Origin of the sequence: Streptomyces sp. MBT53, assembly GCF_016654115.1 — a bacterium.
Classification (GTDB): Bacteria; Actinomycetota; Actinomycetes; order Streptomycetales; family Streptomycetaceae; genus Streptomyces.
The window spans coordinates 14,310-38,393 of record NZ_JAEQAZ010000053.1; the positions used below are offsets into that span (position 1 = coordinate 14,310).

Consider the following 24,084-nt stretch of genomic DNA (forward strand, 5'->3'; position numbering starts at 1 on the left):
AGCCCAACGATGCTGCTGATCCCCTGCCCCTGGTGCGGGCCCCGCGACGAGGCCGAGTTCCACTACGGCGGCCAGGCCCACGTGGCCTACCCGGAGACCCCGGCCGACCTGACCGACGAGGAATGGGCCCGCTACCTCTTCTTCCGCGCCAACCCCAAGGGCCCCTTCGCGGAACGCTGGAGCCACGCGGCAGGCTGTCGCCGCTGGTTCAACGCGGTACGGGACACATCGACGAACGAGATCTTGAGGGTGTACAGGGCGGGGGAGGAGCGACCGGCTGAGGATTCAGCCCGTCCGGCGTTTGAGGACGAGGCCCCTTCAGGGCCGACGGGGGTCCAGGGGGCAGAGCCCCCTGGGAACGGGGTCGAAGGGGCAGAGCCCCTGGAGGACGGGACGGGTAGGGGCGGCGGGGGCGCTGCATCCATCGGCGGCTCCGCCGCGGGTCATCCGTTCCGCCACCCCACCCGAGGCCGAATCCACCGAAACATCCCCCTCACCTTCACCTTCGACGGCACCGAATACACGGGCTACAAGGGCGACACCCTCGCCTCCGCCCTCCTCGCCAACGGCGTCATCCAAACCGGCACCAGCATCAAACTCGGCCGCCCCCGAGGCATCTTCACCGCCGGCGTCGAAGAACCCAACGCGGTGATCCAGATCGAGGCCCCGTTCCCCGAGCCGATGCTCCCGGCCACGACCATCGAGCTGTACGACGGCCTGGTGGCGACCAGCCTCCCGGGCCAGGGCCGCCTCGCCACGGAGCCGGACCCCGCCCGCTACGACGCCGTCCACACCCACTGCGACCTGCTCGTGGTCGGCGCAGGCCCCGCCGGTCTCGCGGCAGCCGCAGCCGCGGCCCGCAGCGGAGCCCGAGTCATCCTGGCCGACGACCGTCCCGAACTGGGCGGCAGCCTCCTCGACTCGGCCCAACTCCTCGACTGGGTGGCTGAGTTGAGCGAGGAACTCACCACCATCCCCGAGGTACGCGTGCTACCCCGCACCACCGTCTTCGGCCACTACGACGACAACCACCTCCTCGCCGTAGAACGCCGCACGAACCACCTCGGCGCAGCAGCCCCCACCCACGTCTCCCGCGAACGCGTCTGGCGCATCCGAGCCCGCCGAGTAGTCCTCGCAACGGGCGCCCACGAACGCTCCCTCGCCTTCGCGGACAACGACCGCCCCGGCGTGATGCTCGCCGCCTCGGCCCGCGCCTACGTCAACCGCCACGGCGTCCTGCCCGGCCGCCAGGCCGTCGTCTTCACCACCAACGACAGTGCGTACGCAGCCGCGTTGGACCTCGCGAGCGCCGGAGTCAACATCGCGGCGATCGTGGACACCCGCCCGTCCGAGAACGAGCCGACGGAGTGGGCAGGCCGAGCCCGAGAAGCCGGCATCGAAGTGCTCACCGGCCACGCGGTCGTCGCCACCGAGGGCAGCACCGAGGGCACCCCGCGACTCACCGCCGTGACCGTCGCCCCGTACGGCGAAACGACCGGCACGACACGGCACTTCGCGACCGACCTCCTCCTGGTCTCCGGCGGCTGGAACCCGGTCGCCCACCTCTTCAGCCAGGCCGGCGGCAAGCTCCGCTACGACGACACCCTCGGCTCCTTCGTCCCCGACACCTGCCGCCAGGCGGTCGAGGTCGCGGGCAGCGCGAACGGAACGCTGGACCTGGCCGAAACCCTCGCTCAGGGCGCAGCCGCAGGCGCCCGCGCGATCGAGGCCGAGGGCTACACCGCCGAGGCACCGAACCTGCCCCAGCTGCCCACCGAACCCGCCACCACCCCCGCCATGCAGGTCTTCCTCGTCCCCTCCACCACCGACGCCCCCCGCTTCGTGGACCTCCAACGGGACGTCACCGTCGCCGACTTGACCCGCGCCACCTCCGCCGGCCTCAACGCGGTCGAACACACCAAGCGCTACACGACGGCAGGCACGGCCAACGACCAGGGCAAGACCTCCGGCATCCTGGCCAGCGGAGTGGTCGCCGAACTCCTAGGTGTGGACGTGTCGTCGCTCGGCACCACCACCTTCCGCCCGCCCTACACCCCCGTCTCCTTCGCCACCCTCGCCGGCCGCGACCGGGGCGCACTGCACGACCCGATCCGTACGACCGCGCTGCACGACTGGCACGTCATGCAGGGCGCCCTGTTCGAGAACGTCGGCCAGTGGAAACGCCCTTGGTACTACCCGCGGGACGGCGAGGACATGGAGACCGCGGTCCTGCGCGAGTGCGCGGCGGCCCGCGAGGGCGTCGCCTTCATGGACGGCTCCACCCTAGGCAAGATCGACGTACAGGGCCCGGACGCCCCCGTCTTCCTCGACCGCCTCTACACCAACATGATGAGCAACTTGAAGGTCGGCATGATCCGTTACGGCGTCATGTGCCGCCCGGACGGCATGGTCTTCGACGACGGTACGGCCATCCGCCTCGCCCCGGACCGCTACCTGGTCACCACGACCACGGGCAACGCCGCCGCCGTACTCGACTGGATGGAGGAGTGGCACCAGACCGAGTGGCCCGAACTCCGCGTCCACTGCGCCTCGGTGACCGAACAGTGGGCCACCGTCGCCCTGGTCGGCCCCCGCTCCCGAGAGGTGCTCGGCTCGCTCGCGCCCCAACTGGCCGTCGGCAACGACGACTTCCCGTTCATGGCCTGGCGGGACACCACCGTCGCCGGCATCGAGGCCAGGGTGTGCCGGATCAGCTTCTCCGGCGAACTCGCCTACGAGATCAACGTGTCACCGTGGGAGGCCCTCGCCTTGTGGGAGGCGCTCTACGAGGCCGGCGCCCCCTTCGGCATCACGCCCTACGGCACCGAGACCATGCACGTCCTGCGCGCCGAGAAGGGCTACCCGATCATCGGCCAGGACACCGACGGCACCGTGACTCCCCAGGATCTCGGCATGAGTTGGGCGGTGTCGAAGAAGAAGCCCGACTTCATCGGCAAGCGCTCCTACGCCCGCGCCGACGCCGTCCGCCCCGACCGCAAACACCTGGTCGGCCTGCTCCCGGACGACCCCGCCGCCTTCCTCCCCGAGGGCACCCAACTCATCGCCGACAGCGTGCTCCCGGCCCCGCCCGTCCCGATGCTCGGCCATGTCACCTCCAGCTACCGCAGCGCCGCCCTCGGCCGCACCTTCGCCCTCGCCCTGATCAAGGGCGGCCGGGACCGCATCGGCGAACGTCTCTACGCCCCCGTGGGCGACGAGTTGATCCCGGTCACCGTCGCGAGCCCCGTCCTCTACGACCCCGAAGGAGCCCGCCGCGATGGCTGACACCGTCCTCTCCGTGCCGCGCCGCAGCCCCCTCGCGGGTGCCGCGGGCCGGTTGGCCGCCGCGACCCGCTCCTCCGGCGGCACGGTCCGGCTGGCCGAACTGCCCTTCCTGGCCCAGGTGAACGTCCGGCTCGACGCGAAGGGCGCGGCGGCGGACGCCGTAGGACTCGCGCTCGGTCTGTCCCTGCCCCTGGAGCCCAACACGGTCGTGCGGGCAGGGGAGTTGAGGGTGCTGTGGCTCGGTCCGGACGAGTGGCTGGTGGTGGGGCCGCCGGACACGCAGCGGGATGTGGAGGACCGGATCCGGGCGGCGAGCGGTGACGAGCATGTGTCCGTCACCGATGTGTCCGCCCAGCGCACCACCCTGCTCGTCTCCGGTGCCCGGGCCCGCGATCTGCTCGCCCACGGCTGCCCGCTGGACCTGCACCCGCGCGCCTTCGGCGCCGGGCGCTGTGCTCAGACCACCGTGGCCCGTACCCAGGTCGTGCTGGTCGCCCGGGACGAACCCGGGGCCGGTTTCTGGGTGTTGGTGCGTTCGTCCTTCGCCGGGTATCTGACGGACTGGCTGCTGGACGCGGCGGCCGAGTACATGCGGGGCGACTGAACAGACCGTACGCCGAAGGCCGTTCGCCCGTCGCCGGGAGAACGGCCTTCGCGGCATGCCGACTTCAGGCCGCCTGGCCGACCTCCACCTCGTCGAGGCGCTTGCTCCTGGGGATCAGGGCGACGAGCACCGCGCCCACGGCGACGCAACCGACCACCAGCCAGAGCCCGTTGGTGAACCCGGCGTCGAGGTAGAACTGGGTGCCCTTGAGGACCGCCCCGTGCTGCGCCATCACGACGAAGGCCAGCTGGGAGACGACGATCTGGGCGACGCCCTGGCCGAGGTTCTGGACCCCGTTGGCCAGCGCCTGTTCCTCGGGTGTGACCACCTCGATGATCATGATGGGCACGATCGCCATGGTGATGCCCGTACCCAGCCCCGCGATCACGCCCATCTCGATGATCTGCGGGGCACTGTGGTGCAGATGGGTGCCGATGCCGTAGCCGAGGACCGCGAGTGAGGCGCCGGTGCCCAGGAGGATGCGTGCGTCCAGCCGGCGGGCGAGGAAACCGGTGGCCACGGCCCCGATGATGATCATGGCGCTGATGGGGCTGGTCACGATGGCGTTGTGGGTTCCCGACCAGCCGAGGCCCGCCGAGACGGTGGGGATGTCGGGCATCAGGATCAGGAGCTGGATCACCACGCCGACGGCGCTGAGCGAGCCGGCCGCGATGGACGTGGCCAGCAGAACGGTCCACACGGGGCGACGCCGGGTCATGGAGAGGGGGAACAGGGGTTCGGCGACCCGGCGCTCCACGAAGACGAAGACGACCAGCGCGACGGCGGCTCCGATGACGTAGCCGATGAACTTGCCGCTGCCCCAGCCCCAGTGCGAGCCCTGGCCGACGGCGTAGACGATCGCCGTGACCCCGCCGCCGAGGAGGATTCCGCCGACCCAGTCCATCCGGCCGGCCGCCGCGCGGACCGGGCTCTCCGGCACGAAGGCGCCCACCAGCAGGAAGCTCACGGCGGTGCTGATGGCCATGAACCACAGGACGCCGCGGAAGCCGTAATCGTCCAGCAGCCAGCCGGACAGGAACGGTCCACCGAAGGCGACGAGTCCGACACCGCCGGCCAGTATGCCGCTGGCGACGCCGACCCACTTGCGGGGGAACACGTCGCGGGTGATGGCGTAGGCGAGCGGCGCGCTGGCGGTGTAGATGCCCGCGATGCCGCGGCCGATCAACAGGGTGCGGTAGTCGGTGGCGACTGCGGAGAGCAGGTCACCGACCAGGCCGAGCCCGATGGCGACGAGCAGGACGCGCTTCTTGCCGAAGATGGCCGCTGCCTTGACCACGAACGGCAGGAAGAACGTTCCGGTCAACAGGGTCATCAGGGTGAACCACGCGATCTCCGTGGTTCTGAAGTGGATCGCGACGTCGGCCTGTGCGATGCCGGACAACGCGGCCATGAGCGCGACGAGTTGAACGGTCCACACGAGCGCGATGACCACGAGGGCATTGCGTGCGGTGGAGGGTGGTGTTTCGTCGTCCTGCGGGGGACTGATCTGGGTCTGGGAGGACATCGGCGGCCTTCCGTAAGTGAGCGGAGCGAAGGTCCAGTGAGCCGATAAATTAGACCTAACGGTCGGTACAATCAATAAGTTGCGCAGAAAGAAAACTGATGTTGCGGCGGGCGTCGGCTCCGGCCCTGGTCAGTGGTATCGCGCCAAGCCTTCGACGAAATCGTCAACAATAGAGTCGACGCTATTGCCTGTGGATTACCGGACAGCTACGTTCCTCGCCGTGCCTGCACGACCCCGGTCCGGCGAGCGAACGGAGTACTCAGCATGCCCAAGCTGTTCAGAAGGTGTCGGTGGAACTCGGCGACCTTCCTGGCCACCCTCGCGGCAGCCGTCGCCCTGGTGATCGGGGCGAGCCTGGTGCTGGCCAACAGCGCCGTCGGCGGTGCGCAGGCCGCCAACTCGGCCTCGGCGAAGGCCGTTTCGGCGGCCACCACGACCTCGGGCATCGCACCGGCCATGTCCTGCTCCGGCGTCACCCAACTCGACCTGGCCGCCGCCGTCCCCGGTGTGCCCTTCGAGATCAGCTCGGCCACCGAACTCGCCGCGAGCGCCAACACCCTTGGCGCCTGGGCGGCTTGTGACGTCAAGGGCGTGATAGCCCCGCAGATCCACTTCGAGATCAAGCTCCCCGAGACCGGCTGGCAGGCCAACTACCTCCAGCTCGGCTGCGGCGGCCTGTGCGGCAGCACCAACGTGACCAGCGCCCCCGCCTCGACCGGCTGCGTCCCGCTGACCGCCGGCGCCTTCGCCGTCGCCTCCAGCGACGAGGGCCACTACCAGGGCGGCGGCCTCTTCTCCACCGACCCCACCCTGAGCGCCGACTTCGGCTACAAGTCCGACCACGAACTGGTCCAGGCGGCCAAGGCGATCATCAAGCAGTACTACGGCCAAGCGGCCACCCACTCCTACTTCGACGGTTGCTCCCAGGGCGGCCATCAGGGCCTCACCGAGGCGCAGCGCTACCCGACCGACTTCGACGGCATCATCGCCGGCGCCCCGGCCAACAACTTCACCGCCCTGAACACCTTCTCGCACGCCTGGACCGCCCAGTCGGTGTACCTCAATGGAGGCCCGGCGACGATCACCAACGCCGACCTCGCCGACCTCCACAAGGCCGTCCTCAAGGGCTGCGACGCCCCGGCCGACGGCATCATCGCCGACCCGCTCACCTGCACCTGGGACCCCGGCACCATCAAGTGCGCGGCCGGTCAGACCTCGACGTCCGACGACTACTGCCTGACCGCCGACCAGGTCACCACCCTGCGCCGCATCTACGCGGGCCCGACCGACGAGCACGGCGAACTCCTGTACCCGGGCTACCAGTTGCGCGGCTCCGAGCTGAACTGGGCCGGCATCATCACCCCGGCCACCGCGACCGGCGCCAGCGGCGACATCGGTTTCGTCCGGGAGACCCTGCGCTACCAGATCTTCGACAGCCCCCAACCGGCCCTGACCTACAAGGACATCAAGTTCACGGCCGCCTACTACGCCAAGGTGATGCGGCCCAACGAGGGCATGTACGACGCCACCGACCCCGACCTCACCGCGTTCAAGAAGGCCGGCGGCAAGATCGTCCTCTGGCACGGTCTGGGCGACCAGCACATCCCGGCCGTGGGAACGATGGCCTACTACAAGGCGGTTGAGAAGGTCATCGGGAGTGAGGCGGCCACCCAGAGCTTCGCCCGGCTGTTCCTGCTCCCCGGCGTCGCGCACTGCGGCGGCGGCCAGGGCCCGAACACCTTCGACGCGCTGACCGCGATCACCGAGTGGGTCACCAAGGGCGACGCCCCGGCGAGCCTGACCACCAAGTCGGTGGACAGCAGCGGCACCACCACCGCCTCCCGCCCGGTCTATCCGTTCCCGTACTACGCGAAGAACACCACGGGCGGTCCGGACACCGACGCGAGCAGCTACACCCCGGTCAAGTCCACCGCCGAGGCCGGCCTCAGGCTCAACTGGCTCGGCTCCTTCCGCTCCGGCTACGAGACGGTCGGCAACTGGGTGGGCCGCAAGTGGGTGGTCACCAAGGGCAAGAGCTGACGTACGGCGAAAGCCGGGGAAGGCGACCGGCACGGCATCCATACGTTTCGGATCGTGCCGGGTGTCGTGTCCGTGCGGTGGGCCCGACTCTCCGGCACCATCGAGTCGTTGTGCACCCCCGTCACCCTGGAGCCGTCATGTCCCGATCGGAAGCCCGCGTCGTCACCGACCGACCGCAGCGCTACGCCAAACAACTCGCCTCCCACCTGGGCCGCCGCAGCGAGACCAGTTGGGACGAGGAGACCGGGGAGGGTCGTCTCGTCTTCCAGGACGGCACAGGATCGCTGACCGCCACCGAGGGGGCGTTGCTGCTCGCGGTGGAGGCGGAGCCCGAGTTCCTCGATCGGCTGGAAGACGTGGTGGGCCGGCATCTGGTCCGCTTCGGCACCAAGGACGAGTTGGTCGTCGAGTGGCGGCGCGACAACGGCGAGCCCGGCAGCAGTCAGCGCAGCCCGGGCGACACTGCCTGAGCCACGGTGACGGTCCAGGTCAGGACACGCAGCCCACGTGCGCCAGCGCCTGCTTGAGCAACACCCCGTGCCCGCCCGGCATCTCGCTGCGCAGCGCCTCCGAGGCGGCCTCCTCCGGGCTGAACCACACGAGGTCGAGGGCGTCCTGGCGGGGGCGGCAGTCACCGGTGACCGGTACGACGTAGGCGAGGGACACCGCGTGCTGCCGGGGGTCGTGGTACGGGGTGACCCCGTGCGTGGGGAAGTACTCGGCGACCGTGAACGGCTGCAGCGAGGCCGGGATGCGGGGCAGCGCGACCGGGCCGAGGTCCTTCTCCAGGTGGCGCAGCAGCGCGTCGCGGACCCGCTCGTGGTGCAGCACGCGGCCGGAGACGAGGGTGCGGTTGACGGTGCCGTCGGGGCCGATGCGCAGCAGCAGGCCGATGCTGGTCACCTCGCCGCTGTCGTCGACGCGGACGGGCACCGCCTCGACGTACAGGATCGGCATGCGGGCGCGTGCCTGTTCGAGGTCGTCGGCGGACAGCCAACCGGGCGTGGTATCGGTCATGTCAGACATTGCTTGATCATACTTTCAGTGTCCGTCGGATAGCCGGTAGACCCGGCGGGCGTTGTCCGCTCCGGCCCAGCGCGCCAGTCGCAGCGCGTCGGGCAGGCCCAGTTCGTCGGCGTCCACCCGGTCCTGGAGGAGATCCCCCAGACCCCGGCGGAACGCCAGCGCACCGAGCCCGTAGAACTCGGCCAGACCATAGGCGTCGGAGCTGTACAGCAGTTTGCGGAAGGGTGTGACCTCCAGCGCCTCGTCCAGTACCGCCCGAGCCCGGAGCGGACCTACATGATGCAGGGTGAGCCCGACATCCAGGTACACCCGCTCGAAGACGGCCGCCAGGTAACCGGCCTGGCGCTGGTACGGCCAGCAGTGCAGGAGCAGCACCGGGATGGTGCCGGCGGTCAGGTGCAGCCAGTCCGTGAGAAGGGCGGGGTCCGTGCGGTGCAGCCGGATGTCGTTGTCGCCGAAGCCCGTGTGGAGCTGGAGGGGGAGGCCCAGGTCGACCGCGGTCCACAGCAACTCCCGCATCAGCACCGGGTGTTCGAGGCGTCCGCCGCGGGCCAGCCAGGCGCGGGCCGCCCGGGTCACCTCCGCGTCCGAGGGCCGGGCCGGGTCGAGATCGAACCCGGTCCGGTACGCGGCCACCGACTTCACCCCCACCACCCCCGGCCGCCGCACCGCGTCAAGGGCGGCGGCCCGAAAGGCGTCGGCGTACCCGTCCGGCTCGACGCCCCTCGCGGCCACACCCTCCGCGACGGTTTCGAGCCGGACGACCTCGTGGGCGACCGCGCCGGTCACCCCGGCGAGTTCGGTGGGCGTCGTGATGGTGTGCGGGGCGAATCCCGTGTCGACGCAGAACACCCCGGTCCCGGCCGCGGCGAGGAAGCGCCGGTTGACCTCGCCCGGCCCCAACTCGGCGCGCCGGGCCAGGTATTCGTCGACGGGCGCGTGCCGCTCCAGGTCCAACAGGGGTGCGCAGTAACGGCGTACGGCGATTCCGACCGGGCTGTCGAACGGTGAGATCCCGCTGCCGGGCCAGACGTCTCCCTCCGTGAGCAGCGACTCGAAAGCCGTCCGGTCCAAGTCCTCGGTGACGACTCCGTGGCAGTGGTGGTCCACCAACTCCAGCGCGGCGAGCGCCTCGTGGACCGGTCCAGTGCCCATGATCAGTACTTCCAGCGGTAGGCCGCCGCGATCTGATCGTCGTCCAGCTCGGCCACGGCCGCGATCTCGCCCTGTCGTACGGCGATCACAGCGTCGGCCAGGACCGGTCCAAGTGCGGCCCGCAGCAGCTCGTTCTTGCGGAACTCGGCGACCGACTCGGCCAGCGAGGTCGGAAGTCGCCGTACCCCGCGAGCCGTTGCCTCCGGCGCGCCGAGGTGTGCGGGGTCGCCGGTGGTCTCCTCGGGGAGGGCGGTCGACGAGGTGAGGCCGTCGAGGCCCGCGGTGATCAGGCAGCCGAGGGCGAGATAGGGGTTGGCGGCCAGGTCGACCGGCTTCACCTCCAGGTTCGCGGACTGGGCGCGCAGCCCGGCCGTACCGGTGACGACACGCACCGCGGCCTCTCGGGTCTCCCGGCCCCAGGCGGTGAACACCCCTGCCCACTGGGAGGGTTGGAGGCGGAAGTAGCTGGCCGGGCTCGGCGCGGTCACGGCGGTGAGGGCCGGGAGGTGGGCGAGGACACCGGCCGCGAACGACTCGGCCTCGGGCGTCATGCCGTAGCGCCTCTCACCCCCGGTGTGCAGGTTCGTGCCGTCGCGCCATGCGGAGAGGTGGATGTGCCCGCCGTTGCCGACGCCCCGCGCGAGGACGGCTGGGGTGAACGAGGCGCGCAGGCCGTGCCGTTGGGAGACCGCGCGCACGGTCTGGCGTACCAGGACACTGCGGTCGGCCGCCGCGACCGGGTCGAGCGCGCCCACCGACAGCTCGAACTGGCCGGCCGCGTACTCGGGATGGAACTGGTCCACGTCCACGCCCTGCGCCGCCAGGGCCGACAGCAACTCGGCGCCGTAGTCGCTCAGTTCGACCTGCCGGGTCGCGCTGTACGCCGGACCCGTCGTGGCGGGGACGAACGCGCCGGCGGGTGCGGTGTCCAGGCCGAGGACCCACTCGATCTCGATGCCCGCCCGGAAGGTGACCCCGTGCCGCCGCTCCGCGTCCGTGACGATCCGGCGCAGGAACGTGCGGCTGCAGCCGGGGTGCCGCTCGCCCTCCTGGGTGATCCGGTCGACCGGCGCCCAGGCCCAGCCGGGCTGCCCGGAGAGGACGGCCAGCTGGTCGAGGTCGGGGTACAGGCGCAGGTCGCCGTCCGGTGAGCCGAGGACGTCGGTGGTGACGATGGAGTCGTTCGCCAGGAAGGTGTCGAACACCGGGGACATGCCGACGCCCCAGGCCGCGGCCGAGGCGAGCTTCGCGGTCGGGACCGTCTTCACCCGGCCCACGCCCGCGGTGTCGACGTAGGCCAGGACGATCCCGTGCACCCCCCGTCCGGTCAGCTCCGTGGCCAGTGCGGTGGCGCGCTCGACCTCGCCGGGGCGTCCGCCGGGCAGTGGGTCGGCAAGGGTGGTCATACGTCCTCCACGGTCGCGTCCTGGTCGGCTGCGCCGTCAGGGTTTCACGGCCACCGCTCCGAACTGCGGTACCACGGCCGGGGAGTCGGCGTCCGGGCGCCACTGCGAGCACGGGACCAGACCCGGGTCGAGGAGGTCGAGGCCCTCGAAGAAGGCGGCGACGTCGGCGCGGCCGCGGGCGGTGATCGGGGGAGTGGCGTTCGCGTTCCAGAACTCCATCGCCGGGACGTTGCCCTCGCCGCCGAGATCCGCGTCGAAGGTGGGGTGGGTGAGGACCAGGAAGCTGTCTGACGGGACCGCGGCCATGACGTCGCGCACGACCTCCCGGGCCTCGTCGGTGTCGAGGACGAAGTTCAGGACGCCCAGCATCATCACCGCGACGGGACGGTCGAAGTCGAGGGTGTTCGCGGCCCGTTGGACGATCGACGCCGGGTCGCGCACATCCGCCTCGATGTAGTCGGTGACGCCCTCGGGGGTGCTCGTCAGCAGTTTGCGGGCGTGGACCAGCACCAGCGGGTCGTTGTCGACGTACACGATCCGCGCTTCCGGTGCGACGCGCTGGGCGATCTCGTGCGTGTTGTCGACGCTCGGCAGTCCGGTGCCGAGGTCGAGGAACTGCCGTACCCCGCGCTCACCGGCCAGGAACCGCACCGCCCGGCCGAGGAAGTCCCGGTCGGCGCGGGCCACTTCACGGATCACCGGGAACATGCCGGCCACGTGCTCGCCGACCCGCCGGTCGATCTCGTAGTTGTCCGTGCCGCCGATCCAGTGGTTCCACACACGCGCGTTGTGCGCCACACCGGTGTCGAGCCGGGCCTGTCCCTCTGCCGGGGTGCCGCTGTCACTCACGTCTTGACTCCCTGTCGCCCGCGCTGCCGTCCCCGCCATTGTGCCGCCGGGCGATCACCCGGCCCAAGGGTTCGCGACAACGGGGCACATGTTCGTCGGGGACGGCCAACTGTCAGTCCAGGTTGCCTGGTTGGGCGGGCGGCGTCTTGCCGGCCAGGACGTCCTTCAGATGCGAGGTGCCCTGTCGCACGGCGGCCTCGGTCGTGTCGGACTCCGTGCCCCCGAGGCCGCCCGACGTGACGGTGATCGCGTCGGTGCCGACCCGGACGACGGCCAACTCCAGGGTGAGCGTGGTGGGTTGGGCGGCGCCCGTGCTCGTGACGGTCACCTGGAGACCCTGCCGGGCGTCGCCCACGGCGGGCACCTCGTTCTCGATGACCTGGACCGTGCGCCGACCGCCCTTGGAGTCGGTCGCGGTGAACTGGTCGCACTTCACCGGCAACGTCTTCAGCCAGTTCAGGGAAGTGCCGAGCCGGGCGCGGTCGTAGGCGGCGACCTGGTACAGCAGCCGGGACTCGCTCTGCTCGAACCCGGTCAGCGCGGACGCGCCGGACGGCTTGCCGAGGAGATCGTCGCCGTAGAGCGCGTCGAGCAGTTTCTGGCAGTCGGCGGCGTTCGTCTTCGCGGTGAGGAGGGCGCCGACGTCGACCTTGCCGATGACGAGCTTGTCGCCCCAGGTGGCGGCGTCCTTGACCTGGGTCCAGTTGTCCTCCAGGTCGGCCTCGGTGATCAGCGCGGCCTTGGCTCCCGCCGCGGTGAGGGCGGGGGCGGCGGACTTCCCGGTGCGGGGCGAGGCGAGCGGGGACTGCGCGGCCAGCGGGGAGGCGGCGACGTCCGAGGCGCTGTCACCGCCCGCACCACCGCTGCCGCCGGAGCAGGCCGCGCAGGTCAGCAGCGTGCCCGCCGCCAGGGCTGTGGCGAGGACACGGACGGGGCGGGAGGACGGGCGACGGTGCATGGCGGGGCCTCCAGGGGGAGTGGCAGTCCTCCTCAGGGCACCATCGGGCCGCTCGGCCCTCCAGCGCAGGGGGCCGTTCGGGTGAGAGGCGGATGTCAGCGTGAGCCGTCTGCCGGCGGCTCCGCCGGGCCGGAATGCCGGTGCGGCAGATGCAGATGGTGCTCGTGGTGCGGTCGGGGTTCGTGTTCCGCGCGGCGCGCCCGTTCGGCGAGCCCGGCCGCCAGCACGTGCACCGTGCGCCCGCCGCACTTCGGGCAGACCGCGTCGGCGAGCGGCGACCTCATGGCCCGGCCCTCCTCGTCGACGTACTCCTGCGTGGTCAGGCCGGTGACGTCGGTCGGGTCGGTGAAGAACATGACCTGGAAGGTGGCCTCCCAGGAGTGCCCGCAGTCACCACAGGTGAACGCGAAGGTCTCGGGAACGGCTCGGGGTTCCGCCGTCATGGCACGGTCCTCCGTCTCGTGGGCGGACGGGTCGGGCCGCCCGGCCCTCCAGCGCACAACGCCACAGGTCGTACGGCAACTCGAACGCCCCGTCCGGCATGCCCGCGTCCCCGCCCGCCCCGACACTGGCCCCAGGCCCCGGCACCGTGACGCGAAGGAGTGGCCATGCTGCCCGGATTCCTCACCAGGGCGGTCGAGTTGCTGCTCGGCCGGGAGGGCCGCTCCCTCCATCTGAAGGCGGCGGGCGGGGCGACGGCGGTCCTCGGCGTGGTGATGCTCGTCGGCTCCTGGGCCGTGGTCGCCGCCGAACACGGAGCCCGCGGCGCCAACCTGACGACCTACCCCAGGGCCCTGTGGTGGTCGATCGAGACGGCGACGACGGTCGGGTACGGCGACTTCTTTCCGGTCACCCTGTGGGGCCGCGTCGTCGGCTCGGTGGTGATGGTCGTCGGCATCACCACCTACGGCCTGGTCACCGCGGCCCTGGCCACCTGGTTCGTCGGCCGCGAACAGCGCCGCCGCCACCATCTCGCCCACGGCGCACAGGAGTTGGGCGAGGAGGCCGTCCGCGCCCTGCACGAACGCTTCGACCGGCTGGAGCGGTTGGTCGCCGGGAAGGGGGAGGACCCGTGACGGTGCGCCTCCCCCTCGGTCACGCGATCAGCGGCAGCGCGCGGAAGGCGTAGCCCTCCCACAGCCGCCGTGAGGTCTCCTCGGGGTAGGCGGTGACCACGGGGTGGGCGTCGAGAATCTGTACCGACCGGTGCTCGGTGTCGTAGGCGGGCCAGCCCGGGTCGCCCGTCCTCGCGAACTCCGCCCAGGACGAGCGGAACCGGGACGACAGCGCCAGCGCCTCGGGGGAGGGCTCGACATCGGCGAACAGCAGGTTTCCCAGGTCGGCGGTGAAGTTGCCGAACAGCAGCGGGACGTCGAGGCCGTGGCAGGCGCCCAGTACACCGCCCAACCCCGGGGCCGGCCAGGTGAGTTCGTAGACGAACGCGCGACCGCCCGCGCCGGCCTGCGCCTCGGCCAGATGCAGACAGGGCATGCGGAACACCCGGTCGCAGCGGACGAGTTCGTCCAGCTCGCCCGGCGAGGCGGCGGGGAAGGCGGCGCGATAGGCCTGTTCGGCGTCGGGCCCCGGACCGAACCGGCGCAGGCTCGCCGCCGCGTCCTCCTCGGTGATCTTCCCGAACTGCCCGCCGAGCACGGTGAACAGGCGTGTCTCGTCCCGGTTGTGACCGAGGATCAGCTCCACGTCCCGGGCCGCGCCGGCCGCGAGGCCCTCCCAGGGGGTGGTGGGCAGCACCTCCCCGTCGACGACGGGAGAGAAGGGTGTCAGCGTGTGCGCGACCGACCCCCACCGGTCCGCGTACTGGTGCATCTTGTCGGTCAACGTCTCGCCCGCGCCGGTCAGTTGACGCGGTGCCACGGTCGCGAGGTCGGCGGCCGTGGGGCGCAGTCCCGCCTCCGCGGCGATCGCGGACGCGATGTCCCTGGCCAGCGCGTCGGAGAAGAAGGTGTCCGGCACGCTCTGCGCGATCGCCCGCCGGAAGAGTCCGGACGCGCTCGGCATGACCAGCAGCGAGGCCACCGACCCGGCGCCGGCCGACTCGCCGAAGACCGTGACCTGGTCCGGATCACCGCCGAACGCCGTGATGTTCTCCCGCACCCACTCCAGTGCGGCGACCTGGTCGAGCAGCCCCCGGTTGGCGGGCGCCCCCTCGATGCGTGCGAACCCCTCGATGCCGACACGGTAGTTGAGGCTCACGACCACGACATCGCCGTCGCGCGCGATGTGCTGGGCGTCGTAGCCGGGGCTGCCCGCGTGCCCCAGCTTGTAGGCGCCGCCGTAGATCCACACCATGACCGGGCGGCGGGCCGCCGGATCGGGTGCGGGTGTCCACACGTTGACGGTCAGCCAGTCGTCGCCCATCGGTCCCGTCAGGACGCCCCGGCGGCCCTGGATGCCGGACTCCTGCGGGGGCGGCGGCCCGAAGGCGAGGGCGTCGCGCACGCCGTCCCAGCCGCGTACCGGGCGCGGTGCCTGGAAGCGGGCGTCCCCGACGGGCGGTTCGGCGAACGGGATGCCGCGGAAGACCGCGAGCCCGTCCTCCAGCCGTCCGCGCACCGCTCCGGCGGCGAGCCGCACCACCGGTGCGGCGGCCGAACCGGCCTTTGTGTCACGGGAGTTGGGTGTTGTCATCGGGGACTCCTCGCTCGGGGACGGCAGGGTGCGCGGACAGGCCGAGGGCGGTCGCCGTCCCGCTGGGTGCGGGGCGGCGACCGCCGGGTGTTCGATGAACCAGAATGCCTCAGGCCTTGGCCTCGGAGACCTCCGGAGCGGGGGCCGGTGCCTTGGCGGCCGGTGCCTCGACGGCCGTACGGGCCTTGGGGATCAGGCTCGCGAGGAAGAAGGCCAGCAGCGCGGCTCCGGCACCGATCGCCATGACCACCTTGAAGCCGTTCTCCGACGGAAGGGCGGCGCCGCCGAAGTCGGTGGTCATCTGGGCCAGGATCACACCCGCGATGGCGCTGGCGAAGCTGGTGCCCAGGGACCGCATCAGGGTGTTGAGGCTGTTGGCGGCACCGGTCTGGGAGGGGTCGACCGCGCCCATGATCAGGGCGGGCAGGGCGCCGTAGGTGAAGCCGACACCGGCGCCGATGATGCAGGACACCAGGATGAGGTGCCAGACCTCGGACATCAGCACGATGTTCAGGGCGTAGCCGGAGGCCACGATCAGCGCGCCGATCATCAGGGTGACCTTGGGGCCCTTGGCCTTGGTGACGCCCGCCGACACCGCGGACATGGCCATCATGACCAGGCCCTGCGGGGCCAGCACCAGGCCGACCGTCAGCATCGACTTGCCCAGGCCGTAGCCGGTCTGGGTGGGCAGCTGCAGCAGCTGGGGGAGGACCAGGGACATCGCGAACATCGAGAAACCGAGGGCGATCGAGGCCAGGTTGGTGAAGAGCACCTGCGGCTTGGCGGTCGTGCGCAGGTCGACCAGCGGCTGCGGGCTGCGCAGCTCGTACCAGCCCCAGGAGAGCAGGATCGCGACGGCGGCGGTGCCGAGGACCAGGGTGGTCGCGCTGGTCCAGCCCCAGTCGGAGCCCTTGGAGATGGCGAGCAGCAGGGAGATCAGTCCGGCGGAGAGTCCGAGCGAGCCGACGAGGTCGAAGCGGCCTCCGGTGCGGACCTTGGACTCGGGCACGAGCACCAGGACCAGCAGGAAGGACAGGACACCGAGGGCGGCGGAGATCCAGAAGAGGGAGTGCCAGTTGTAGTGGTCCGCGATGAAGGCGGCCGAGGGCAGACCCAGGGCGCCGCCGACGCCGAGCGAGGCGCTCATCAGGGCGGTGGAGCCGGCCAGCCGGTCGCTGGGCAGCACGTCCCGCATGATGCTGATGCCGAGCGGGACGACCGCTGCGGCCAGCCCCTGGAGCGCGCGGCCGATGACCATCGGGACCAGCGAGTCGGCCAGGGCGCACACGATCGAGCCGGACACCAGGAGCACGATGCTGGTGAGCAGCATCCGGCGCTTGCCGAACATGTCGCCGAGGCGGCCCACGACCGGGGTGGCGACGGCTGCGGCCAGCAGGGTGGCGGTGACGGCCCACGCGGTGTTGGACGCGGAGGCGTTCAGGTACTTCGGCAGCTCCGGGATGATCGGGATGACCAGCGTCTGCATCAGCGAGACGACGATTCCCGCGAAGGCCAGCACCGCGACGACGGCGTTCGACCTCGGCGGAGCGGAGGAACCCGCTTCGGCGGGTCGGGCAAGGGCGTCGGACATGGCAGAGCCTCCATCGGGAACGAGCTGAGACGATCAGGGACGAGCTGACTTGCTTGACTCACTCAACCATAATGAGATTGATTGAGTTACGCAAGTACATTCTGGGTGTGGGTCGGTGAACGGGGGAGCAACGGCAGTTCGGTGACGACCTCGAAGCCGCCCTCGGGCCGATGACCCGCGTGGAGTCGGCCCCCGGCGGAGAGCGCGCGCTCCCGCATGCCGATGACTCCGTAGCCGCCACCGGTGGCGGGGGAGGAGGGGGCCGCCGTACCCCCGTGGTCGGTGACGGTGATGCCCAGCCGGTCGTGCGAGTAGCTGAGCCGTACCTCGGCCGAACCGGTGCCCGCGTGCTTGGTCACGTTGGTGAGCGCCTCCTGCACGATGCGGTACGCCGTGAGATCCGTACCGGCGGACAGCGGCTGCGGCCTGCCCTCCGTGCTGACGCTGACGACGAGCCCGGCGGGCTCGAACGAGGCGGCCAGCTCGGGGAGTCGGGCCAGTCCGGGCGCGGGGCCCGAAGGAGCCTCCGAGTCGTCCGCGTGCCGCAACAGGCCCACGGTGGCCTTGAGTTCGCGTACGGCCGACAGCGTGGTGCCCGCGAGTTCGCCGGCGATCCGCTCGGCCTCCTCGGGGCGGCTGCGCATCAGCCGTACGACGGTGCCCGCTTGGAGGTTGGCGAGTACGAGGTGATGGGCGACGACGTCGTGCAGATCGCGGGCGATCCGCATCCGTTCCTCGGTGACGCGGTGGCGGGCCTCCTGCTCGCGGGTGCGTTCCGCGTGCTCGGCACGGGCCTGCACCGCCTCCAGATAGGCCGCGCGGAGCCGGGTCGTGGTGCCCAGCGAGGTCGGCAGCAGCAGCCAGAAGACGGGACCGAGCAGCTTCAGGACCAGCGGTTCGTTGTTGGGGCCCACCATCAGGGCCGTCCCCACCAGCAGGGTGATGCCGGCGGCGGTGAAGAGGTTCGCGGTGGTCCGCTCGGAACGCAGGGCCAGCGTGTACAGCGCGACCATGAGCGGCCCGATCACCAGGACCGTGACGATGTAGCCGAGCCCGGCCACCACCATCGCGCAGCAGAGGGTGACCACCACGGTGGTGCGCGGCAGGGTGCGCCGCCACAACAGGGCGAGCGAGGCGAGACCCGAGACCAACACACCGGGCCACCAAGGGACTTCGAGGTCGCGGCCCGGGATCGTCAGCATGCTGCCGGGGAAGGCGCAGGCGAGGAGCGCGACGGCGAGGACCAGATCGAGGGTACGGGGATGGCAGCGCAGCACCCGCTGCAGGCGGTGGATCATGGTGTGGGGGTCCTGTCCGAGGCGGTCGGACGCGCGCCGGTGGCCGCCGGGGGCGGTGGGGCCGGCGCGCCGTCCGCTGCTCGTCTACTCGTCGAAGGTGACGACGATCTTCTCCGCCGCGCCCGGAGTGAGCGCGAGCTCGAAGGCGTGCTCGACCTCGCCGAAGGGCACCCGGTGACTGATCAGCTTGGCGAACCGCTCGTGGTGCTCGACGATCTCCTGGGTGACCTCGAAGATCTCGGTGGGGTAGCCCTGCGAGGCGATCAGCGTCAGCTCGCTGCGCAGCATCCCGCCCAGGTCGATGTCGGCGCCCTTCTTCTGTACGGCGACCATCACCAGCTTGGCGCCCCACTTCGCGGAGTCGACCGTGGTGTTGACGACGGCGGCGACACCGGCGGCGTCGATGTAGATGTCGGTGCCTGCGCGAGGCTGGCCCAGCGCGTTGGCGGCCTGGCCGTGCAGCTCGGTGAGGCGTGAGGTCACGTCCTCCTCGGCGGAGTTGATGACCGCGTCCGCGCCGACCGCGAGCGCGGTCTCCAGGCGGGAGGCGATGACGTCGGCGACGACGACATGCTCGACCCCGCGCAGCTTCAGCCAGATGGCCGCGCCCAGACCGATCGGCCCGGCACCGAAGATGACGACCTTGTCGCCGGGCTTGGCCTCGGAACGGTTGACGGCGTGCCGGGCCACCGCCATCGGCTCGTTGAGGGCGGCGACGTCGAAGGGCACGGTGTCGGGGAAGACGGTGACGCTCTTGCCGACCTCGCAGTCCTCCAGCAGGAGGTAGTCGCTCATGGCGCCGTGCTTTCCGCCGCAGCCGATGATCCCGGAGGGCGAGCCCTGCGGGTTGACGACCACCCGGTCCCCGGTCTTCAGACCGTCGACCTCGGCACCGACCTCGACGATCTCACCGGCCGGTTCGTGCCCGAGGGGGACCGGCACCATGGCGCCGCCCGCGCCGAACGGGCCGCCGCCGATGTGCAGGAAGAAGGTGTCGGTACCGCAGATCCCGCAGGCACGGATCTTCATGAGGGCGTCCTTGGGTCCGGGCACCGGACGCTCGACCTCCACCACGTCGATCTTGTCGACGGCACCGGTCTGGACGGACTTCATCGTGGCCATGAGGGGACTCGCTTTCCATGTGCGTGAGGGGTGTCACCGGCCCCGGCGGTGGACGGGGGGAGTGCTCCGACCGCCGGGACCGGTGACGGCGCCATACTCCGTCCCCACGGCGTACGGCGCGACGGGGACACCTCCGCTTCGGTGACCCCAGCTCTGGACTTGCTTGAGTTAGGCAACCATAAATGCATTACTTAAGTCAAGCAACCGTCTCGACCTTGCTTAACTCAGGCAAGTACCTGTTACGGTGGACGCATGTCCACACCGCCACCCGCACCAGCGCCCGTCCCGGAGGACGTGGCCGAGATCGAACGGGTCCTGACCCGGATCGCCTATCTCGCCGGGCGGGCCCGGCAGCACGAGCGTCTGATGGCGCTGGTCGGGCTGCCCCTGGACCGGGCCGCCGTGGCGATCCTGCGCCACATCGCCGAGAGCGAGCCGCTCCGCCCCGGGGTCCTCGCGGTCCGGATGTCGGTGGAGGCCTCCCATGTCACCCGCCAGCTACGGCAGTTGGAACAACTCGGCCATGTCGTCCGCATCCCGGACCCCGACGACGGCCGTGCCCAGCGCATCCAGCTCACCGACAGCGGACTGGCCGCCGTCAACCGCATCCGCGACGTGAGCCGCAGAGGCATGGAGGTGGCGCTTGCGGACTGGTCCTCGGATGACCTGCGCCAACTCGCCGCGCTCTTCCACCGGTTGGTCGACGACTTCGTCACGCACGCGGAAGCGGCCGTGGACATCTCGGCCTGAGGGCCTTCAGGGGCTCGGCCGCACCTGACCGTGCTGCCAGGCCCAGGCCGCGATCTCGACGCGGTTCCGTGCGGCCAGTTTCAGCTGGACGCTGGAGAGATGTGTCTTCACCGTGGACAGGGAGACATACAGCTCGGCGGCGATCTCGGCGTTCGTCCGGCCGAGGGCGACCAGCCGGACCACCTCGGCCTCGCGGTCGGTGAGCGGCTCGCGCAACGCCGGTGCGGGTGGGGCCGGTTGGGGTGCCGCCGTCGTCGTGTCGGTGAGGTGCCTGAGCAGCCGGACGGTGACCGAGGGCGAGACCAGCGAGTCACCGGCCGCCGCCGCCCGGACCGCCTCCGCCAGCAGGACCGGTCCAGCGTCCTTCAGCAGGAACCCGCAGGCCCCGCCGCGCAGCGCGCCGTACACGTACTCGTCCAGGTCGAAGGTCGTCACCACGACCACCCGCAGCGGATCGGCCACGTCCGGCCCCGCCAGCAACCGCGTCGCCGCGAGCCCGTCCAGCTTCGGCATCCGGATGTCCAGCAGACACACATCGGGCCGCTCGCGCCGGGCCAGCGCCACGGCCTCCTCGCCGTCGACGGCCTCGGCGACCACGGTGATGTCGGGCTGCGCGTCCAGGAAGAACCGGAAACCGGTACGGACCATCTCCTGGTCGTCGGCGATCAGCACACGGATGGGCGGGGCGGGGACGGTCATGGCTCGATCATGCCTCAGAGGGAAGGGGGCGGTCGGTGTCAGTCCGTCGTCCGGGCCGGGTCCGCAGTGACCGCGCGCAGCAGCGGGCGGCTCGCGCCGATCGCGGCGAGCATGGCGAGGGCGCCGAGGGTGACACAGACGGCCAGCTGTACGGCGCCGGAGGTGCTGATCGTGCTGCCCGCCGCCTTGTTGACCTGGACGGCGGCGTACAGACCGGTCGCGGTGGTACCGCCGGCCAGTACGACCAGCGGGAGCACCGTCTCGCGGACCCTGGCCCGGTCCAACACCTTCAGCGGAGTACCGGACAGCCGCAGCAGACCGTACGTACGGCGCCGGTCGAGGACGTTCGCGGCGGCGGTCAGGCCCGCCGAGGCCGTCGCGACGAGGAAGCTCACCGCCAGTGTGGCGGTGCCGAGTTGGGCGAGCCGGTCGCTGACGGCGGCGTCCTGCGCCTCCGCGTAGGCACCCGCGTACGGCAGCCTGCCCGCGCCGAGCGGCTGGAGGACGGTGACGGCCGTGTCGAGGGCGGCCGGTCCGCCGGAGACATGCGCGACCACGCCGTCGGTGCCGCCGAGCAGGAAGCCGTCGTCGTCCGTACCCACGGTCGCGTCGACACCCGCCGCGCCCAGCAGTCGGCGGGCCTCGCCGACCGCGTGCCGGGCCTCGGCGGCGTTCGCGGTCGGTACGGCGACCTGGCCGCGGTGGTCGAGGCCGACGATGCCGAGCAGCCCGACGGTGAAGAACCCGGCGACGAACCCGGCCAGTACCAGACCACTCACCGTCCGCCAGGCACCGCGCGGATCGTCGCTGAGCCGACGGGCCGCCAGCAGGGTCGCCGGGCGGCGCGCGAACCGCCCCACGACCCGGCCCAGCCGGTCCACGAGCCACGGCCCGAACATCCAGAACGCGCCGTAGAACAGCACCATCAGCGCGACCAGCGTCCCCGGCTTCAGCGTGCTGCCGTGCGTGCTCACCCGGATGTAGACCAGCACCGCCACGAACAGCACGAGCCGGATCAGCCGGGTACGGCGCGGGTCCGACTGCTGGGCGACACCGAGCGGCGAGGACGCGACCTGCCGCAGCGTCGACATCGCGCTCACCGCGATCAGCCCGGCCACCCCCACCACGACCGCCACCACCCACGGCAGCCCCACCCACAACTGCCCGACGTACCAGGTCCCGATCCCGTACGGCACCTCGGCGAGCGCCGGCAGCAGCGCCCCGTAGGCCACCGCACCCGCCAGGGCACCGACCGCACCCACCGCCGCCGCCTCGACGCCGGTCATGGCGAGGATCTGCCGAGGAGTCGCCCCGGCCAGCCGCAGCGCCGCGAGGCGTTGTTCCCGGCGGGCGGCGCCGAGCCGCCCGGCCGCGGCGGCCAGCACGATCACGGGGACGACCAGGAGACCCACACCGAGGAGTACGGCGCCCTGGTCGTCGACGGTGAACACACTGCGCTGCGTACCGGCGAACCCGGAGACGACGGAGCGTGCCGTCAGTCCGTCGTCGTAAATGCCCTGCCTGTCGGCCGACTTGGCGACCGCCGGGTCCGTGGGAGCCCGGCCGATCACCGCCACAAGCTCGTCGGGCGAGGCGAGCCCGGCGGCGCCGATCGTGCCGTAGGGCGTCGACTTCGGGAAACGGTCGGCCAGTTGGGTCTGGGGGAGGGTGCGGAGGAGTCGCGCGAGGGCCGGGGAGACGTACCAATTGCCCTGCTTCGGGAAGGAGTCGAGGCCGGGTGGGGCGGGTGTCGGTGTGTGGTGGGGGAGTTGGGCCAGGGAGACGACGGTGATCGGTTCGTCGCGGACGTAGGTCGTGGCGAGAGCCTGGACCGCGGTGCCGTGGCGGTCCGGGGCGGGGGTGCGCCAGGCGGTGCGGTCGGCGCGGGCGCCCGCGCCCAAGTAGGCGGCGAGCAGGGTGAGTAGGACGAGGGAACCTATGGCCGCCGCTGTGGCGGCGAGGAGTTGGCTCTGTAGGCCGCGGCGGCCGGACGCCTTGGCGAGATGCCAGGTCAGGGGCAGTACGGGGGAACGCATCGGGGACTCCGGAGGCTCAACTGACGGTGAACTGGCTGTAGTCGCTGATCCGGCCGTCCCGGACCTGGAGGACCCGGTCGCAGTGCGCGGCCACCTCGGCGTCGTGCGTGACCATCACGAGCGCGGCACCCTGCTCACGAGTCACCGACGTCAGCAGCCGTACGACCTCCGTGCCGGTCGCCTGGTCCAGGGCACCGGTCGGTTCGTCGGCGAAGACCACGTCCGGCGCCACGGCCAACGCCCGTGCGATGGCGACCCGTTGGGCCTGACCACCGGACAACTGGCCCGGGCGGCGCAACTCCAGACCGTCCAGACCGAGCGGGGCGAACCAGCGCCTGGCGCGCTCCACCGCCTGCGCCCGGGGCAGCCCCTCCAGCATCAGGGGGAGGGCGACGTTCTCCTCGGCGGGCAGCTCCGGCAGCAACTGGCCGGACTGGAAGACGAATCCGAACCTCTTGCGGCGCAGCGCGCTGAGCCGGTTCTCGCCCAGGTCGTCGATCCGGTCCCCGCACAGCAGCACCTGGCCGCCGTCCGGGCGGACGATCCCTGCGAGGGTGTGCAGCAGCGTGGACTTGCCGGAGCCCGACGGACCCATGATCGCGACGGAGTCGCGGGCGCCGACCTCCACGTCCACGCCCGCCAGGGCCGTGGTGGAGCCGTACTTCTTGATCAGGCCGACACCGGCCAGGACGGCGCTCATGAGCGGTCGAACTTCCACGTGACGGAGTCGGCCGAGGCCTTGACCACGGTGACCGGGATGTCGACCGCCGTGCCGTCGCTCTTCCTGCCCGTGCAGGTGACGGTCGCTCCGGCGACGGCCTTCAGACCGGTGGGGCAGGTGACCCCCGAGACCTTGTCGCCGACCCAGGGGAGCGGGTGGTACCTGCTCTGGGCCCGGCCGGCCACGATGTCCGCCGACAGCGCCTTGTGGCCGTCCACCGTGACCGTGCTGTGCGCGTCGAGTTCGGTGGTGGACTGGGTGCCGGACAGCAGATGGGTGCCGAGCGCACCGAGGGCGACCGCGGCCGTCGCGCCGCCGATCACCCCGATGACGAACCTGGTGGACTGCATCACGTACTCCTGAAGCATGG

At 71.3% G+C, this 24,084-nt stretch carries 21 protein-coding genes; 6 read left to right on the top strand and 15 right to left on the bottom strand.

What is annotated here, in order from left to right:
* Positions 1 to 9: 9 nt before the first annotated feature.
* Together JHN45_RS21085 and JHN45_RS21090 are read left to right on the top strand one after the other, a co-directional pair.
* On the top strand, positions 10 to 3,285 hold the full coding sequence (locus JHN45_RS21085) for a sarcosine oxidase subunit delta family protein (protein ID WP_201050035.1): 3,276 nt from the start codon (positions 10 to 12) through the stop codon (positions 3,283 to 3,285).
* The gene (locus JHN45_RS21090) at positions 3,278 to 3,889 is read left to right on the top strand and encodes a sarcosine oxidase subunit gamma (RefSeq protein ID WP_200711350.1); all 612 of its coding nucleotides are present in this window, start codon (positions 3,278 to 3,280) and stop codon (positions 3,887 to 3,889) included. The genes JHN45_RS21085 and JHN45_RS21090 overlap by 8 nt, the downstream gene beginning before the upstream one ends.
* 64 nt (positions 3,890 to 3,953) lie before the next feature.
* On the opposite strand, the gene JHN45_RS21095 is transcribed toward JHN45_RS21090, so the two are convergent.
* Entirely contained in the window at positions 3,954 to 5,414 is a 1,461-nt protein-coding gene (locus JHN45_RS21095; protein ID WP_201050036.1) for an MFS transporter, read from the bottom strand.
* Positions 5,415 to 5,678: 264 nt separating this feature from the next.
* On the opposite strand from JHN45_RS21095, the gene JHN45_RS21100 reads away from it, so the two are divergent.
* Positions 5,679 to 7,454, top strand: coding sequence for a tannase/feruloyl esterase family alpha/beta hydrolase (locus JHN45_RS21100; RefSeq protein ID WP_201050037.1), 1,776 nt, complete (start codon positions 5,679 to 5,681; stop codon positions 7,452 to 7,454).
* Positions 7,455 to 7,591: 137 nt separating this feature from the next.
* Positions 7,592 to 7,924, top strand: a complete 333-nt coding sequence (locus JHN45_RS21105; RefSeq protein ID WP_200711347.1) for a DUF2218 domain-containing protein — start codon at positions 7,592 to 7,594, stop codon at positions 7,922 to 7,924.
* Between the two features lie 19 nt (positions 7,925 to 7,943).
* On the opposite strand, the gene JHN45_RS21110 is transcribed toward JHN45_RS21105, so the two are convergent.
* From JHN45_RS21110 to JHN45_RS21135, 6 genes are all read right to left on the bottom strand, one after another.
* On the bottom strand, positions 7,944 to 8,480 hold the full coding sequence (locus JHN45_RS21110; RefSeq protein ID WP_200711346.1) for an NUDIX hydrolase family protein: 537 nt from the start codon (positions 8,478 to 8,480) through the stop codon (positions 7,944 to 7,946).
* 15 nt (positions 8,481 to 8,495) lie between these two features.
* Complete coding sequence (locus JHN45_RS21115; protein WP_201050038.1) at positions 8,496 to 9,635, bottom strand: amidohydrolase family protein; 1,140 nt, start codon at positions 9,633 to 9,635, stop codon at positions 8,496 to 8,498.
* Positions 9,636 to 9,637: 2 nt separating this feature from the next.
* On the bottom strand, positions 9,638 to 11,041 hold the full coding sequence (locus JHN45_RS21120) for a glutamine synthetase family protein (RefSeq protein ID WP_201050039.1): 1,404 nt from the start codon (positions 11,039 to 11,041) through the stop codon (positions 9,638 to 9,640).
* A 36-nt stretch (positions 11,042 to 11,077) separates the two neighbouring features.
* Positions 11,078 to 11,890, bottom strand: a complete 813-nt coding sequence (locus tag JHN45_RS21125; RefSeq protein WP_201050040.1) for an SAM-dependent methyltransferase — start codon at positions 11,888 to 11,890, stop codon at positions 11,078 to 11,080.
* 112 nt (positions 11,891 to 12,002) lie between these two features.
* Positions 12,003 to 12,848 (bottom strand): hypothetical protein, encoded by an 846-nt coding sequence (locus tag JHN45_RS21130; protein ID WP_201050041.1) that lies wholly within the window; start codon positions 12,846 to 12,848, stop codon positions 12,003 to 12,005.
* 95 nt (positions 12,849 to 12,943) lie between these two features.
* Entirely contained in the window at positions 12,944 to 13,291 is a 348-nt protein-coding gene (locus JHN45_RS21135) for a hypothetical protein (protein ID WP_201050042.1), read from the bottom strand.
* Positions 13,292 to 13,456: 165 nt separating this feature from the next.
* On the opposite strand from JHN45_RS21135, the gene JHN45_RS21140 reads away from it, so the two are divergent.
* Positions 13,457 to 13,924: a potassium channel family protein gene (locus JHN45_RS21140; protein ID WP_201050043.1), complete on the top strand. Its 468-nt coding sequence runs from the start codon at positions 13,457 to 13,459 to the stop codon at positions 13,922 to 13,924.
* Between the two features lie 19 nt (positions 13,925 to 13,943).
* Here JHN45_RS21140 and JHN45_RS21145 read toward each other — a convergent pair whose 3' ends face one another.
* The 4 genes from JHN45_RS21145 to JHN45_RS21160 form a co-directional block, all read right to left on the bottom strand.
* Positions 13,944 to 15,497, bottom strand: coding sequence for a carboxylesterase/lipase family protein (locus JHN45_RS21145; RefSeq protein WP_201050044.1), 1,554 nt, complete (start codon positions 15,495 to 15,497; stop codon positions 13,944 to 13,946).
* Between the two features lie 109 nt (positions 15,498 to 15,606).
* Positions 15,607 to 17,088: an MFS transporter gene (locus JHN45_RS21150; protein ID WP_200711338.1), complete on the bottom strand. Its 1,482-nt coding sequence runs from the start codon at positions 17,086 to 17,088 to the stop codon at positions 15,607 to 15,609.
* A gap of 86 nt (positions 17,089 to 17,174) precedes the next feature.
* A complete protein-coding gene (locus JHN45_RS21155) occupies positions 17,175 to 18,386 on the bottom strand; it encodes a sensor histidine kinase (RefSeq protein WP_200711337.1) in 1,212 nt (403 codons plus the stop codon).
* An 84-nt stretch (positions 18,387 to 18,470) separates the two neighbouring features.
* Positions 18,471 to 19,508, bottom strand: a complete 1,038-nt coding sequence (locus tag JHN45_RS21160; protein WP_201050045.1) for a zinc-binding dehydrogenase — start codon at positions 19,506 to 19,508, stop codon at positions 18,471 to 18,473.
* 252 nt (positions 19,509 to 19,760) lie between these two features.
* Between JHN45_RS21160 and JHN45_RS21165 the strand changes: the two genes are divergently transcribed.
* Positions 19,761 to 20,258, top strand: coding sequence for a MarR family winged helix-turn-helix transcriptional regulator (locus JHN45_RS21165; protein ID WP_200711335.1), 498 nt, complete (start codon positions 19,761 to 19,763; stop codon positions 20,256 to 20,258).
* Positions 20,259 to 20,264: 6 nt separating this feature from the next.
* Here JHN45_RS21165 and JHN45_RS21170 read toward each other — a convergent pair whose 3' ends face one another.
* From JHN45_RS21170 to JHN45_RS21185, 4 genes are read right to left on the bottom strand one after another with little or no spacing between them, the layout of a single operon-like run.
* Positions 20,265 to 20,957, bottom strand: a complete 693-nt coding sequence (locus tag JHN45_RS21170) for a response regulator transcription factor (RefSeq protein WP_201050046.1) — start codon at positions 20,955 to 20,957, stop codon at positions 20,265 to 20,267.
* 38 nt (positions 20,958 to 20,995) lie between these two features.
* Positions 20,996 to 22,993 (bottom strand): FtsX-like permease family protein, encoded by a 1,998-nt coding sequence (locus tag JHN45_RS21175; RefSeq protein WP_201050047.1) that lies wholly within the window; start codon positions 22,991 to 22,993, stop codon positions 20,996 to 20,998.
* Between the two features lie 16 nt (positions 22,994 to 23,009).
* Entirely contained in the window at positions 23,010 to 23,693 is a 684-nt protein-coding gene (locus JHN45_RS21180) for an ABC transporter ATP-binding protein (protein ID WP_201050048.1), read from the bottom strand.
* Entirely contained in the window at positions 23,690 to 24,064 is a 375-nt protein-coding gene (locus JHN45_RS21185) for a DUF4333 domain-containing protein (RefSeq protein ID WP_200711331.1), read from the bottom strand. The genes JHN45_RS21180 and JHN45_RS21185 overlap by 4 nt, the downstream gene beginning before the upstream one ends.
* Positions 24,065 to 24,084: the final 20 nt, after the last annotated feature.

Bases quoted from the DNA above. Each gene is read 5' to 3' on its own strand.
- JHN45_RS21145 (WP_201050044.1), bottom strand. From the start codon at position 15,497: ATGACAACACCCAACTCCCGTGACACAAAGGCCGGTTCGGCCGCCGCA.
- JHN45_RS21135 (WP_201050042.1), bottom strand. From the start codon at position 13,291: ATGACGGCGGAACCCCGAGCCGTTCCCGAGACCTTCGCGTTCACCTGT.
- JHN45_RS21120 (WP_201050039.1), bottom strand. From the start codon at position 11,041: ATGACCACCCTTGCCGACCCACTGCCCGGCGGACGCCCCGGCGAGGTC.
- JHN45_RS21160 (WP_201050045.1), bottom strand. From the start codon at position 19,508: ATGGCCACGATGAAGTCCGTCCAGACCGGTGCCGTCGACAAGATCGAC.
- JHN45_RS21150 (WP_200711338.1), bottom strand. From the start codon at position 17,088: ATGTCCGACGCCCTTGCCCGACCCGCCGAAGCGGGTTCCTCCGCTCCG.
- JHN45_RS21140 (WP_201050043.1), top strand. From the start codon at position 13,457: ATGCTGCCCGGATTCCTCACCAGGGCGGTCGAGTTGCTGCTCGGCCGG.
- JHN45_RS21185 (WP_200711331.1), bottom strand. From the start codon at position 24,064: ATGCAGTCCACCAGGTTCGTCATCGGGGTGATCGGCGGCGCGACGGCC.
- JHN45_RS21115 (WP_201050038.1), bottom strand. From the start codon at position 9,635: ATGGGCACTGGACCGGTCCACGAGGCGCTCGCCGCGCTGGAGTTGGTG.
- JHN45_RS21180 (WP_201050048.1), bottom strand. From the start codon at position 23,693: ATGAGCGCCGTCCTGGCCGGTGTCGGCCTGATCAAGAAGTACGGCTCC.
- JHN45_RS21170 (WP_201050046.1), bottom strand. From the start codon at position 20,957: ATGACCGTCCCCGCCCCGCCCATCCGTGTGCTGATCGCCGACGACCAG.
- JHN45_RS21100 (WP_201050037.1), top strand. From the start codon at position 5,679: ATGCCCAAGCTGTTCAGAAGGTGTCGGTGGAACTCGGCGACCTTCCTG.
- JHN45_RS21130 (WP_201050041.1), bottom strand. From the start codon at position 12,848: ATGCACCGTCGCCCGTCCTCCCGCCCCGTCCGTGTCCTCGCCACAGCC.
- JHN45_RS21175 (WP_201050047.1), bottom strand. From the start codon at position 22,993: ATGCGTTCCCCCGTACTGCCCCTGACCTGGCATCTCGCCAAGGCGTCC.
- JHN45_RS21095 (WP_201050036.1), bottom strand. From the start codon at position 5,414: ATGTCCTCCCAGACCCAGATCAGTCCCCCGCAGGACGACGAAACACCA.
- JHN45_RS21085 (WP_201050035.1), top strand. From the start codon at position 10: ATGCTGCTGATCCCCTGCCCCTGGTGCGGGCCCCGCGACGAGGCCGAG.
- JHN45_RS21165 (WP_200711335.1), top strand. From the start codon at position 19,761: ATGTCCACACCGCCACCCGCACCAGCGCCCGTCCCGGAGGACGTGGCC.
- JHN45_RS21105 (WP_200711347.1), top strand. From the start codon at position 7,592: ATGTCCCGATCGGAAGCCCGCGTCGTCACCGACCGACCGCAGCGCTAC.
- JHN45_RS21090 (WP_200711350.1), top strand. From the start codon at position 3,278: ATGGCTGACACCGTCCTCTCCGTGCCGCGCCGCAGCCCCCTCGCGGGT.
- JHN45_RS21110 (WP_200711346.1), bottom strand. From the start codon at position 8,480: ATGTCTGACATGACCGATACCACGCCCGGTTGGCTGTCCGCCGACGAC.
- JHN45_RS21155 (WP_200711337.1), bottom strand. From the start codon at position 18,386: ATGATCCACCGCCTGCAGCGGGTGCTGCGCTGCCATCCCCGTACCCTC.